The following is a 12,644-nucleotide window of genomic DNA, read 5'->3' as shown; positions in this document are numbered from 1 at the left end:
TACCAGCCCTACGAAGTATGAAGACGGTTCTTTTTTTGTTACCTGCTAACTTCTCACAACTTAGAAATAGCGTGGAAGTTTAATCTAAGTATGTATGATTTTTTATTTAAAGCTATTACAAAAAAATCATAGCACGTTTTATGAAATAAAGTCAAATACTTTTATAAAAATTATAAACTTTATTTCAGATAATTGTTAATAGTTAGCTTTATTGCAACAATTATCTTGAGTAAATTATACCCAAATACTGCAACTTAATTCAACCACCACATTTTCATATAATTCCAGTTGAATACCACATAATATAATTTTAATTATATTTATAGCTAAAAACGCCTATGTATAAAGGTTTTTGAGCGTCAACCATCATTTTTTTTTTGAAAAAAAATAATAAAAAATAGCAAATATCCTCAAATAATCTATTCATATTATTTTTTAACAATTTCTTTACTAATACATTTGACTTATATCTTATGATCTATTTTCTACATTTGGTTTTCTTTAGTACTATTTCTAAAAAAAGTATCAATATCATTCTTTATGTACGTTAAGATTCCCTCATTTTTAAAATACTTAGCAAAAAGAAGTGCCTGCTCATAGTCTTCTTTTGCTGGTTGATCTAATTTGTATAAGTTATATGCTTTTTCGTAGAGTAAATATTCCAAAAAGTAACTCGTAGAACAATGTCGGGCAACTTCTAACCCTTTTTCACTGTAAGTCAATGCATTTTCATATTCTTTTATTTCTGAATAAAATTTAGCTGTATTATAAAACATTCTACATGCTTCTTGGGGGTAATTGTATTTAAGGTTTTCTAGAAATTGAACTGATTTGTCGTAATACACTTTTGCTTGTGAATAGTTTTTCTGCAATTCATGCAGTGTTCCTACAGCGTTTAGGCTTAAAACGTTGTAAATGGTTAGACCTTGATCAGATTGCGAACCTTTCAACAAATAATTTAATGCTTCTTCCTGATCATTATTACCTAATAAACTCGTAAGCCCTTTAAAAAAAAGAAATTTACTAATCAGCTCTTTATTAACATTTTTTTGACTAAAATTAATCTGTTTTATTGCTTGATAGGCCTCTCTGTGTTTCAACTGCATACATAGTGCATTTACTTTTTTTAAAGCATTATCAAGGTAATGAGACTCTACTTCAGTTATACAATCTTCAACATTTATTTCTAGACGATCACACAATGCTATCAATACATCGAAATCTTTACAAATATTTTTATTTTCAATGTTACTTAGCGCAGACTGTGAACAAATTCCTTCTGCTAAAGACTTTTGATTCATCTTTTTAGCTTTACGAGCTTCTTTAATTTTTTTACCAATTATTTTCACAGCTAGCCTCCATTCACACATTCATTTTCATAATTTTAATAGCTCCCTAAATTAAAGAAAAAGCCCTACCCGCTATTCAAGTAAGGCACTCATTTTTCTTATACATGAGGCAGGTTTCCATAAGTACTCGTTCCAAAGATTAATGAAAATAAAGAAAACATAGTTTATACCTCCTTCAGTTTATTATACAATGAGTATAACATCATCGAAAATATATCCAAAATAATATATACATAAAGGAGCTAAATATGAGAGTAAGAGGTCAGAAAATACGAGCTGTACGCATTGAAAAAAAGCTTAGCCAAAAAGACTTAGCGAATGAAATTTGTACTCAAGCAACGATTAGCAACATTGAGAAAAAAGGGATCTGCGATAGCTTACAGATATTTTCTAGAATTTGCAATCGCTTAGAATTAGATATGACTTCATGCATTATTGAACCTACTGAAAAGTCAATCATAGAAACACTACAGACCGCGGAAAAATTATGTGTTCAACTTAATCATAAGAAAGCGTATAAACTCCTTTTAGAGATTCCAGAAAATACTGTTTTTTCAAGTGATTTAATATTTAAAAAGTTGTTATACTTTAGAGGAATAACTAGTTTATTAGGTGAACAAAACAGTACAGAAGCTCTTTTTTATCTTCATAGAGGATCTGAAATTGATGTTAAATCCAATATTTTTAACGCACTAAGTCTTAATGCATTAGGAACTTACTATGAACTAGAAAATGAACCAAAAAAAGCGAAAGTATACTATGATAAATCGTTAGAAAAAGTAAGTGATTTTGAAAAAGAATACCCATTTGAAGTGTGTAGAATTTATTATAATGCTGCAAAATTCTATTCTGAGATAAAAAAATACAAGAAAAGTGTACAATTAAGCGAACTAGGTATTGCAATTTGTAAAGCTAACAACTCTATTTATCTTTTAGATTTTTTACTTTATGAAAAGGCTTTTAACACAAGGAAATTAGGTAAACCTGCAACAGAAGATTATTTACAAGCTTATTATTTCACTAAATTTTTTAATAACAAAAATGCAGCAAGCCGACTAGAAAAAGAACTAACAGAATTAAAAATTGCACACACTTAATTGGATTTTGCAAAATTTTATGATAAAATATTTTTAAGTAAATCAAACAAGGTATGTCCTTGTGAAACTCCAAGCTGTGCATTATCAGCTTGGAGTTTTTTATTGATTCTCAACCCAATTATGAGTAGTTACTCCTGGATTGTTGGAATTACCTTTTTTGTTCAACTGACTTTTTTTCTCTATTGCACATTCAACAAATAAATTATAAAACGACTTGTAGAATAGTCCTTTGGGACTTTTTACAGTAGAATCTGTCTTAATTTTATGCATCACACGTCGTAAACATTTGTCTATTTCTTCTTGATAATCTTCGCCAATCAAAACAAGATTATATTCTTTTTCAACTTTAGTTTTAGCACGTATAATTGTTCCAACCATTTCATGTGCTTCTTGAATAGTATCAGAAAAGGCAGCAATAAATTTTAAGCTATCTTTGTTAAGAAATGTGTTCTCTTGAACTTCTGAAAACTGTTCGAGCAATAATTGTTGTTGCAATCGTTCTTTTTTCGTATCTCTTGTGTCTATTGTATCTAAAGAATTATTTATATAGATATTATCTTTTACTTGTGCGATTTCAGCATATCCACTACTAACAAGGGGTTCGGTGTTTTTTTCACGGCGTGCGATTTCAACATATCCACTACTAACAAGGGTTTCGGTATTTTTTTCACGACGTGCGATTTCAGCATACCCATTACTATTAAGGGTTTCAGTGTTTGTGTTTGCTGACAGGTATAAATCTTCTTTTTTTAACTCTGGCTGTAAGAGATAATATTTGTTTGCTATGTTTTTTCCAGCTTTTGCATCAAAACCGCCTCTGACAACTTCCAATAAGCCATACTTTTCTAATTCGTCTAGGGTAGATTTAACTTTTCCTTGATAGCAATTCAGCATTTCCATGAGATCCTTTTGTTGAAAAATCAAATAAATCATTCCATCATCGTCAATCCAGTTATTTGTGAGAGCAAGAGAAATTTTGTCTTTAAAAAGCATATAAGCAATCTTAGAACTATCTTTCATAGATTTGTATTTTTCATTTTTCAACAGAAACTGTGGGAATTTCCAAAATAGCTCCGAGTAGCTGTTTTGATAACTATACCCCCGTTCTTTAATATTCGTCATTATTTTAGATACTCCTTTATTAGATATACTTTAATCACATAGTAAGCAATTTAAAAATAGCAAAGACAAAAGGCGTTGGCAAGCAATAATAATAGCTATTTAAATTAGTTACCACTTTAATTCTTGTTAGAAACTATTTAGTTACCACCTCGATTTAATAAAATAAGTATTTACACACCACCATTAATATAAAAATAATTTATTTAGTTACTACCTGAATGTATAATTGCTCTCTACTGTAAAGTGAATTATCTACTACTTTTAATGAATAATTAGTTACCACTTTAAATTCATTTAATTACTACTTATTTTGGTATATAAATGTATAATTATTGGTAATAATGATAGTAAGTAAATTAATTAGTTACCACTTTAAATTTATTTAATTACCACTTTAAATATAAAAATATGTGTATTACCTACTACCGAAATTATAATTAGTTACCACCTTCTTGTATTTTAAAAACAATTACCTACCACTTTAAACATAAAGATAAATTAATTAATTACTACCTTTAAATAAATTGATTACCACAGTAATTATTATTTAATTGAAATTAATTACTACCTTAAATACTTCTGGTGGTATTTAAACTAGTTATATTTTAGGTGGTATGTTATAATATTTATAAAATTGTACTTAGAGAGGAAGTTGAATGTATGGTAGCAAAGAAATATGTAATTGGTAACTTTAAAGGTGGCGTCGGTAAAAGTACTTGTGCTCAAATGTTTGGATTTGAGTCAGCAAAATTCAAAGAATTAAAAACATTAATCATTGATCTAGATATGCAAGGAAATACTTCTGATGTTATGAACTTAACGCATATGAATTTTTCTAAAGATGAGGGTGGGGGGGAAGGTGAGTTAATCGAATACACAAATACAATTACTGACGTACTTATTTCAAATATTGATCCACATGACGCTATTTATAAGATTATTAAAAATCTGTATATATTACCTGCGGATATGTCGTTTGAATTATACGATGATTGGATTAAAGATAGATTTCCTAATTCAATTGATAAGTTTAAATACATGGAAGAAAAATTATCTCCTCTATTTAATGATTTTGATGTCATTTATTTGGATGTACCTCCATCAATTTCTATTTATAGTAAATCTGCTATGTATATAGCTGATTGGGCTATTGTTGTGTTACAAACTCAAGTTAAATCTATGCGTAATGCCATGCAGTATTTGGAATATATGGACTTCTTTACTAATGAATTTGATACAAATTTAAAAGTTGCTGGTGTTGTTCCATTTATGTTAGAAAGCGGTGATTCCGTAGATAAAGAAATGTATCAACAAGCACAGGAAATCTATGGAGAGCACTTAATTAAAAACGTTGTGCTAAAAAATGCACGACTTAAAAGATATGATGGATCAGGTATCACTACTGAATTAACTAAAAAAGGAAAATTAAAGCAATGGGATAAGAAATGCCATGAATTATTTATCAACATTTTGGACGAATTAGAAGAACATGAACATTGGTATGAAGGGTAGGTGTAAAGAATGGCTGAGATTAAAAACTTAGGTATCTTTGGTAGTAGTAATAAAGGACTAGATAAAATAAAGCAGCGATCAAAGGAGAAGGCAAGAGAAACAACTATAAGTAATATTCCTAAGACTAATAGTACCTTTAGAAGCCAGAAAACAAGCTCTGTAACTCATGAAGTACCTATTCGAAAGAAAAGAAAAGGTGCCCCAATAACAAAATTTGATAAAGTTTACGCTGCAATGCAATCTGTTAAATTATCTGCCCTTACTAATGCTACAGCAAGCATCATGGTTGAAAAGTATGAAACAAATATGAAAAAAGACGAATTATTGCGAAAAGCTTTAAATGAATATATTCGATTAAATCTTTCTCAAGAAGATAAAAATGATTTACTTAATTCTGTTGCCCTTGAATTAGATTTGTTTAGAGAATCCAATCCTATTATTCCTGATGTAGATATAGACAATAATGTGATACGTTCGTCTGAAGAAATAAAGCAAGAAACGTTTACTGATATAAAGAAACAATGGGGAATCAACGATAAAATAAGAAAATAAAAAAATACCTACCATATTTATTTAAAGTGGTAGGTATTTTTTTATTTTCTTAATGATTTTTTTGAAGTCTATAAGGAGAAGTATAAGTTTTGAATTTTACACTTTCTTTACGTATGTTAAAATATATTTAAGGTGGTAACTAAATTAAATAAAAGTAGTAGATAAATAAGAATTAATATATATTGAATGTTGATTTATACGTAATGAATTTTAATAAAAGGTAGTAGCTAAATAGAATAAATCCGCTAATTACATTATAAGTATAGGGGAAAAGTACTAGACAAAACAATTTAAGGTAGTAACTAAATGTATTAAAAGTGGTAAGTAATACATAATAAATATTGATATATAAGTAATAGAAAGAAATAAAATGTAGAAGTTGAAATGGATAAAAAGCCAGGCATTTTTCGCCTACTTGTTATTTATAGATAGGTTTGTACAGATAATCCTAAGGTGTAATAATCTAAAAATAAGGATTGCTGTTACTTGGTTTTGATTGAACAAAAAAATAGAGATATTGTTAACGCATGTTACACTAAACCTCTTTATCAATAATTTTTTTAGTACGTCTGTAACGTTCTAGGTGCAGTAAATAATCGTCTTGCAGTTTTAGAAGGTCTGAATATACCTGATCCATAGTCTTGCTGGCCGACAAAGAAAGAGAATAAATAAATGAAATAGGAAGTGTTTCAATTTTTTTGTTGCGAGTAATCCAAGAAGAGACAGTTCCTTGAGAGAAAGCATGTAATTCACAAAATTCCTCTACAGTAATCCCTAGTTGTTTGATAATGTATGCGTTGATAGGGTGTGGATATACAAAGGTTTTTCTAGGCATGGTGAGAAATCCTCCTTTATACAATTATTAATGCATTTGCAGTAATATTCTATCAAACTCCAAGCAATAAGGGAAGGACATTCCTGCTTCTTTTTTGTTTGACCTCCTTAAATAATATGTTATACTATAGGTGCGAAATGAGATAAGTTTTACATGAATAGCACAAAAGCCAACCCTATTGCGAGTAGGGTTGGCTTTTTTTACGCTCGCTGCGACTTCGAGCGTGTGGGTTAGAGACAACTTGCTTAGTTATCATCTTCCTCATCTAACCAATGAGAAACCAGTTCAATAACTAGCCCAACAAAAATTGGCGCGATAACCAATGAGATAAGTTCTTTCATAAATAGCACCCCCAATCAGGGGCAAGTTGCCGAACTAATTATAACATAGTCTTAAAATCTATATAGAAACAAAAAAATTTTAGCTCTCTATCTTTAGTACATATACTCGTTTACATAACGAGCATTTATACTTGTCTGAATCACTCGACACTCTACTTGCAAGGCAACCACATGAACACTGCACATAGGCAATACTAGTTGTATTATTATCTTCTTTGATTAGTTTACCTTGGTAATCATATGTTTTCATAAAAATCTCCATCGCTGTAATAGTCGTTAATGAAAGCATCAATTGTTTTACTTTCTTCTTCGGTTAATTCTGAAAATTCTACATCTATAAAAGGATCTTCTAATGTTTCTACTGCAGACCATTTCAAAAACTTATGAATTTTAATATGGCGTATGTCATAAAAATCAATTTGAAAATCTTCAATTAAAACAACATCAAATTCTGCCATGCCACGAAAAACTCCGAACACATGCGGTTTTACACGATCATATTCGTCTAACGAATTTAATTGAATTTCTAGCACTTTATTTTGTTTAATTAAGCGACTTAGCAAGTGTTCTATTTGAGCCTGTGACTGCTGAGTTAAACATTCAATTTCTCTTGAATGATAATCATTTGTCTCTTTGATTGATGCTTGCAACTCTCCTAAAGTGAAAGCGGTTGGCCACTTTAAATCAAAAGGGCGGTCTACATAATCGTTATAATGTTTAAATTCCTTTTTAGTTTTCTTCATTTGTTAACCTCCAAGACCGACGTTACCACCTGCATGACCACCAACTAAGCCCGAACGATTCACAGCTGTTGCCCCATCTAAAAGAGAAGAAGCATGTATCAATGCTTTAAAGCCAAATTTTTGACGTATTTTATCAATCAAATAATCCAACTGATTATCTACAATTTGTTCTTCAGGAACAGAAAAGAGATCTAACTGAAGGGTAGTATCCCAAACCAGTTTTCCAAAGGAAACGCCTAAATTACGAATGTCTATTTCAGGAACATAGTTTTCTCGAAAAAGCTTTAAAACATGCTCGGTTAACACTTTTGTGTTGTTGCTACGAGCGATTTTAAGCTGTTTTCGCCAACCAGACCTGCCCAGTCCATCAACTTGTCCTTTAGAATAACCAACAAAAATTGAAACACACTCAGTTTGATAGTTTGCATTCCTCAATCTGGTTGCTACCTGGTCTGAAAGTTCCTTCAGCACTAATTCAATTTGATCTCTTCTTGCGTAATCTCTAGGTAATACCTGACTATTTCCAAAAGACTTTTCTTTAGCAACTTGTCTTTTTTCCCCTAAAAAACTTCGATCAATACCCCAAGAATGAGCATGCAGCTGTAAACCCATGACACCAAAGCAGTGTTTTAATAAATAAGGATCTGCATGTGCTAAATCATAAATCGACTCAATTCCTGACATCTTTAAACGAGCTGCCATACGCTTGCCAATCCCGCAAAATTCAGTGATAGGGGAGATCGCCCAAACTTTTTCTTCTACGTTTTCGTATCGCCATTCTGCAACAAAACCTGGTGTATTTTTTGCTTCATTATCTAAAGCTAGTTTAGCCAACAATGGATTATCACCAATGCCAATTGTAACGTATAATCCCATATGGTTATAAATGACACGTTGAATAATTTTGGCCAATCGATAAGCAGTATCACAATTAAAATACTTCAGAGAAGCAGTTATATCAATGAAGCTTTCATCCACACTAAAAACAGAATGGTCTTCATCTGCCACAAACCGTTTAAGTAGATTATTAATTTCACTATTTCTCTTCATATATAAATTCATTCTTGGTGGAACAATAAGTAATTCTGGGTGATCAGGCACTTCATCTTTACGAGTCACATTAGAAATTCCCAGGACCTTTTTTGCCAGTGGCGAAGCAGCAAGCACAAGTCCACCTGCATTATCCGCACCACTCATTACTATAAGCATTGTTTTGAGGGAATCTAAGCCACGTTCTACACATTCTACGCTCACGTAAAAGGATTTTACATCGATACATAGAACATCTCTCCGGCGTTCTTTGGAATAATCAAATTTCATGCAAAAAACCGTCCTTTCGAGTTACATTATACGAACTAACGTTCTGTTTTGCAACAACAAAATTTCAGTTTTCCGAATTATTTTGAATTTAAAGTAGCTCAGAAATCTACAGTCATTATTTTTTTAGTTTGTTTTTAACGCGCAAGTAGATATCAGTCAGCCAGTAAATAATTGTAATTAATACTATTATTTTTAGAAAGTTCACCATGAATACTAGATTGAATGCGTATTTTAACCACAAAAGCCATAATATAATCGCGATAACTACTTTTCCAAAGGTATTCACTTTCCTAATTAATAACCAATGTAAAAAATCTTCTCCTCTGTTTTTAGTAGCTCTATATTCTTCTAAAATATTTTTTTTCATGTTTAAACCTCCTTTATTATTTTAATTTTATAAATTCTTGACTTATAATTAAATATTGATTAACATTTAATTATAGAAAGGGGGGTTAATTATGAAAATTAAAAGTGTTTTATTTTTATTTCTTGCTAGTATCATTCTATTCGGATTTTCCCAACAGACAAATGCAGAATCACAAGAGTCAATTGTTACTCCATCACAAGAATCTTATGCACCCGATGTTTTAAATGAACAATTATCGTCTAGCTTATCTACTACCGACGCTATCCAACAACGTGCAGCATATGCTCCTAGCACTTGGTATTACACAACTTACCGTTCGTACGTTGGATACCCGCCTGCAACAATTTATGTTTCAGTCGAAAATACAGCAGTTAAGCGTCGATACCACGGATATTTGACACTAATTTCTACAGGCTATGCTCCAGGAAATTGGAGAACCTACGCAGGAACTCTCTATCTTCAAGGAGGACCTTATCCTATTCCATCATCTTTAAAAGCTACAGACTTATTAGTCAAGCAAGAAAATTAATTTAAGTCCAAAAAATAAAGAAAAGAAGATTTTTAACTTCTTTTCTTTATTTTTTAGTTTTCTGAAAATTTATTTTTTTCATCACTTTTAGAAGATAAATTTTTCTGTTGTTGTCCTATATCGTAAACTCTATCAATTGGATTTTTGTTTATTCCACCTGATCCAGTATCGACCATTGTTCCCCAGCCCTTCTTTACTGGGCTTTTACCTTGACGCTTCATAGCTTCAGCTTTTTTTCTTATTTTATCATGTTTCTTTTTTCTTCTTTCTTCTAAAAAATCAGAAAAATTAGTAAATATACCCATTTTATCATCTCCTCTGTAGAAATAATGCTAATCAACTATTTGTAATTCAGACTAAATTATAAAAAATTATATCATATTTAATATTTTAATCAAATTATAACAATTTGTCGGTTAACGTAATACAGAATCAAACAAGTATTTTTTTATGGAGTAGAATTTTTCTCTACTTTATTTTTCCTTCTTTCTCTTTTCTGCAGTAACTCCGTAATGCTGACGATACCTTTTAAGAGTCCGTCTCGTCTGTTAATACCTTTTTTTCTTCAACTTCTTTATCTGGTACACCTTCAAGAAATAGTTAAAATCCCTATTGGAGTCGTGCATCGTTTTCGCTATTATTTCATTTACCTCTTATCTATCTTTTTGTTTTGCCTGTCTGATATCCTTTTGTCTTGTTTCATATTTCCAGCAAAAAAAGCAATTCCTACTGCATCTGAAGAAAAGACAAATTCTAAAGCTGACCAACGAAACAGTACCGTTAAAATTAAGATAATAAATATTGCAATCACTAAAACGGCGCTTTTGTTCCAAAATTCATTAAACTCTCCACCTTTTTTAAATTATTGAAAGTACACAATCAAACAATCTTTTTTACTTTTTCAATCGTTTTGAGCTACTTCATTTATTTTTTCATCAATTGCGATATAGTTGCCTTGATACAATTTGTAATCTTTATTGCATCTATCACATTTAAACTGATTATACTTTCCTAGTTCTCTTTTAGCTAATTGACCGCAGTCACAATCAATAAAAGTAACTATATTACTTTTGTTACATGTGCTGATTTCGATCCCCCAATGATCATATATTTTTCGAACTACCATTTGTTATCCTCCTTATAACTATATTCTTTAATCATTTCCTTGAATTCTTGTTTTGTTTTAGGGTTCGTTCGTATAACTTCTTCAGCTAATTCTAAAAATACCTGCTCAACTTTTTCTGTCATGCTCTCAAAAATAATCAACGGGTTCTCTTCTTTCTTTACTCGATTCTTATATCTTTGGAAGTTTGCTGAATAGAGTCGCCCATTTGACATTATCTCTATCCCATAACCTGTTACTAAAGAATTTTTCAACAACTGAATAATCTTTTCTCTATTCTCTATGTTAACCACTCCTGAATTATTTCTCACTAAGTAACTGTTCTTCCTTTGCTTGTTTCTTGATTCGTTTGAGTGTAGATAAAGAAATTCCTGTTTTCTTTTCTACTTCCCGCATACTGTTTGTTTCCATTAACTCTAGTGCATGTTTGTATTTATCATTTAGAACTCTTTTCGGACGTCCTTCTCGATAATTTTTATTGTTCGCTCGATGCCACTGTTTCCCTTCTTGCGTTCTCGTCACGATTAAATCTCTTTCAAATTGTGCAAAGCTACCCAGCATATTCATCATTAACGTTTGCATAGAATCACTTTTATTTGGCTCAAAGGTTAGGGCATTATCTAAGAAAGTGATAGTCACTCCTGAATTGTTTAAAGAAGAGATAATTGAATTTAAATCAACAATACTTCTGGCCAGCCGATCAATTTTCGTCACTAAAACTTTATCGTCAGTTTTTACAATAGATAGTAGTTCTTCTAATTCTTTTCTTCCTTCTTTTTTAGTCCCTGTGTATTTCTCACTGAAGATTTTTTCAGCTCCAGCTTGTTCTAGTTTTTGAATCTGGGTTTTGTAATCTTGATTACTAGTACTCACTCTTGAATAACCATAAATAGACAAAATTTCTTCACCTTTTCTGAACATAAGTTTTTGACACCTGATGATTCCAAGTATAGCACGAAAAAACAAAGAGGTCAAAAACTTTTAAGTATCTGAACCCGACGAATTAATTCTAAAATACCTAATCTCGATTGACTAACTAAATTACACTAAGTTAATTAAATGCAGTATATAATCATTTAAAACTAATTAATTATTTAGTATAATGAAAGACAAGAGGTGATTGTATGTTAACCACAAAATCTAGAAAACAAGGAAGTTCTGTAGTATTGACATTACCATCTAATAACGGACAGAAACCAAAAGCAGACCAAGAATATATAGTGATGTATTCTGATGATGGGACAATTACGTTAGTCCCTAAATTACAAGATCCATTTAGTGGTGGATCAGAAGGGGAGTACTACGAAAAAGATGAATGGTATGACATTGAACCTGGAGGGAGAGAATTATTTTAATGAGTGACGAAAAGAAATATATTCCTAAAAAGGGCGATATTGTATGGATAGATTTCGATCCTTCAGCTGGAAAAGAAATACAGAAAAGACGTCCAGGTCTAGTAGTTTCTAGATATGAGTTTAATAGAAAGACAATGTTTGCAGTAATTTGTCCCATAACTTCTACAATTAAAAATATACCAACTCGTTATACATTACCTGATGAAATGGAGACTCATGGACAAGTCGTTATTTCCCAATTAAAATCTTTAGATTTTACAGAAAGAAAGTTAAGCCAAATAGAACATTTACCATTAAAGGATATGGCTAAAATAGATCAAATCATTGAATACATTTTTTAATTATAATAGGAAGAAAGAATACATATAATATTTAATGTTCATGAATTCTTTCTTTTTA

The 12,644-nt window shown here is 30.8% G+C and carries 19 protein-coding genes; 6 read left to right on the top strand and 13 right to left on the bottom strand.

The window, feature by feature from the left end; translation table 11 throughout:
• Positions 1-485: 485 nt before the first annotated feature.
• Positions 486-1,349, bottom strand: coding sequence for a helix-turn-helix domain-containing protein (locus IGJ41_RS14030; protein WP_438714762.1), 864 nt, complete (start codon positions 1,347-1,349; stop codon positions 486-488).
• Between the two features lie 248 nt (positions 1,350-1,597).
• Here IGJ41_RS14030 and IGJ41_RS14025 point away from each other — a divergent pair, with 248 nt between their 5' ends.
• Complete coding sequence (locus IGJ41_RS14025) at positions 1,598-2,446, top strand: helix-turn-helix domain-containing protein (RefSeq protein WP_438714760.1); 849 nt, start codon at positions 1,598-1,600, stop codon at positions 2,444-2,446.
• 99 nt (positions 2,447-2,545) lie between these two features.
• On the opposite strand, the gene IGJ41_RS14020 is transcribed toward IGJ41_RS14025, so the two are convergent.
• The gene (locus tag IGJ41_RS14020) at positions 2,546-3,568 is read right to left on the bottom strand and encodes a replication initiator protein A (protein ID WP_438714758.1); all 1,023 of its coding nucleotides are present in this window, start codon (positions 3,566-3,568) and stop codon (positions 2,546-2,548) included.
• A gap of 660 nt (positions 3,569-4,228) precedes the next feature.
• Here IGJ41_RS14020 and IGJ41_RS14015 point away from each other — a divergent pair.
• A complete protein-coding gene (locus IGJ41_RS14015) occupies positions 4,229-5,080 on the top strand; it encodes a ParA family protein (protein ID WP_438714756.1) in 852 nt (283 codons plus the stop codon).
• A 9-nt stretch (positions 5,081-5,089) separates the two neighbouring features.
• Positions 5,090-5,632, top strand: coding sequence for a hypothetical protein (locus IGJ41_RS14010; RefSeq protein ID WP_438714754.1), 543 nt, complete (start codon positions 5,090-5,092; stop codon positions 5,630-5,632).
• Between the two features lie 535 nt (positions 5,633-6,167).
• Here IGJ41_RS14010 and IGJ41_RS14005 read toward each other — a convergent pair.
• The 6 genes from IGJ41_RS14005 to IGJ41_RS13980 form a co-directional block, all read right to left on the bottom strand.
• Positions 6,168-6,467, bottom strand: a complete 300-nt coding sequence (locus tag IGJ41_RS14005) for a hypothetical protein (RefSeq protein WP_010817802.1) — start codon at positions 6,465-6,467, stop codon at positions 6,168-6,170.
• 245 nt (positions 6,468-6,712) lie between these two features.
• Positions 6,713-6,808, bottom strand: a complete 96-nt coding sequence (locus IGJ41_RS14000) for a type I toxin-antitoxin system Fst family toxin (protein WP_023895140.1) — start codon at positions 6,806-6,808, stop codon at positions 6,713-6,715.
• A 79-nt stretch (positions 6,809-6,887) separates the two neighbouring features.
• Positions 6,888-7,097, bottom strand: coding sequence for an excinuclease ABC subunit C (locus IGJ41_RS13995; protein WP_438714752.1), 210 nt, complete (start codon positions 7,095-7,097; stop codon positions 6,888-6,890).
• Positions 7,045-7,551 (bottom strand): hypothetical protein, encoded by a 507-nt coding sequence (locus tag IGJ41_RS13990; RefSeq protein ID WP_438714750.1) that lies wholly within the window; start codon positions 7,549-7,551, stop codon positions 7,045-7,047. Before IGJ41_RS13990 ends, IGJ41_RS13995 begins: the two co-directional genes overlap by 53 nt.
• Positions 7,552-7,554: 3 nt before the next feature.
• Positions 7,555-8,871, bottom strand: a complete 1,317-nt coding sequence (locus IGJ41_RS13985; protein WP_438714748.1) for a Y-family DNA polymerase — start codon at positions 8,869-8,871, stop codon at positions 7,555-7,557.
• Positions 8,872-8,986: 115 nt separating this feature from the next.
• Complete coding sequence (locus tag IGJ41_RS13980) at positions 8,987-9,238, bottom strand: hypothetical protein (protein ID WP_438714746.1); 252 nt, start codon at positions 9,236-9,238, stop codon at positions 8,987-8,989.
• A gap of 91 nt (positions 9,239-9,329) precedes the next feature.
• On the opposite strand from IGJ41_RS13980, the gene IGJ41_RS13975 reads away from it, so the two are divergent.
• Positions 9,330-9,767, top strand: a complete 438-nt coding sequence (locus IGJ41_RS13975; protein WP_438714744.1) for a hypothetical protein — start codon at positions 9,330-9,332, stop codon at positions 9,765-9,767.
• A 53-nt stretch (positions 9,768-9,820) separates the two neighbouring features.
• On the opposite strand, the gene IGJ41_RS13970 is transcribed toward IGJ41_RS13975, so the two are convergent.
• The 5 genes from IGJ41_RS13970 to IGJ41_RS13950 all read right to left on the bottom strand — a co-directional run bounded on the left by IGJ41_RS13970 (position 9,821) and on the right by IGJ41_RS13950 (position 11,811).
• Positions 9,821-10,072: a hypothetical protein gene (locus IGJ41_RS13970; protein WP_438714742.1), complete on the bottom strand. Its 252-nt coding sequence runs from the start codon at positions 10,070-10,072 to the stop codon at positions 9,821-9,823.
• 341 nt (positions 10,073-10,413) lie between these two features.
• Entirely contained in the window at positions 10,414-10,578 is a 165-nt protein-coding gene (locus IGJ41_RS13965) for a DNA helicase UvrB (RefSeq protein WP_438714740.1), read from the bottom strand.
• Positions 10,579-10,668: 90 nt separating this feature from the next.
• On the bottom strand, positions 10,669-10,893 hold the full coding sequence (locus IGJ41_RS13960) for a hypothetical protein (RefSeq protein WP_438714738.1): 225 nt from the start codon (positions 10,891-10,893) through the stop codon (positions 10,669-10,671).
• Complete coding sequence (locus IGJ41_RS13955) at positions 10,887-11,201, bottom strand: hypothetical protein (RefSeq protein WP_016616017.1); 315 nt, start codon at positions 11,199-11,201, stop codon at positions 10,887-10,889. Before IGJ41_RS13955 ends, IGJ41_RS13960 begins: the two co-directional genes overlap by 7 nt.
• Positions 11,191-11,811, bottom strand: a complete 621-nt coding sequence (locus IGJ41_RS13950; protein WP_162780862.1) for a recombinase family protein — start codon at positions 11,809-11,811, stop codon at positions 11,191-11,193. Before IGJ41_RS13950 ends, IGJ41_RS13955 begins: the two co-directional genes overlap by 11 nt.
• Before the next feature lie 203 nt (positions 11,812-12,014).
• Between IGJ41_RS13950 and mazE the strand changes: the two genes are divergently transcribed.
• Both mazE and IGJ41_RS13940 read left to right on the top strand, forming a co-directional pair.
• Positions 12,015-12,245, top strand: a complete 231-nt coding sequence (gene mazE / locus IGJ41_RS13945) for a type II toxin-antitoxin system PemI/MazE family antitoxin (RefSeq protein WP_000958277.1) — start codon at positions 12,015-12,017, stop codon at positions 12,243-12,245.
• The gene (locus IGJ41_RS13940) at positions 12,245-12,586 is read left to right on the top strand and encodes a type II toxin-antitoxin system PemK/MazF family toxin (protein WP_231432936.1); all 342 of its coding nucleotides are present in this window, start codon (positions 12,245-12,247) and stop codon (positions 12,584-12,586) included. The genes mazE and IGJ41_RS13940 overlap by 1 nt, the downstream gene beginning before the upstream one ends.
• Positions 12,587-12,644 lie beyond the last annotated feature (58 nt).

It is taken from the genome of Enterococcus sp. DIV1537a (assembly GCF_051712085.1).
In the GTDB taxonomy this organism is placed as follows: Bacteria; Bacillota; Bacilli; order Lactobacillales; family Enterococcaceae; genus Enterococcus; species Enterococcus faecalis.
Note: the sequence above shows the minus strand (reverse complement) of the source record. Positions and strands in the feature narration are given on the sequence as shown.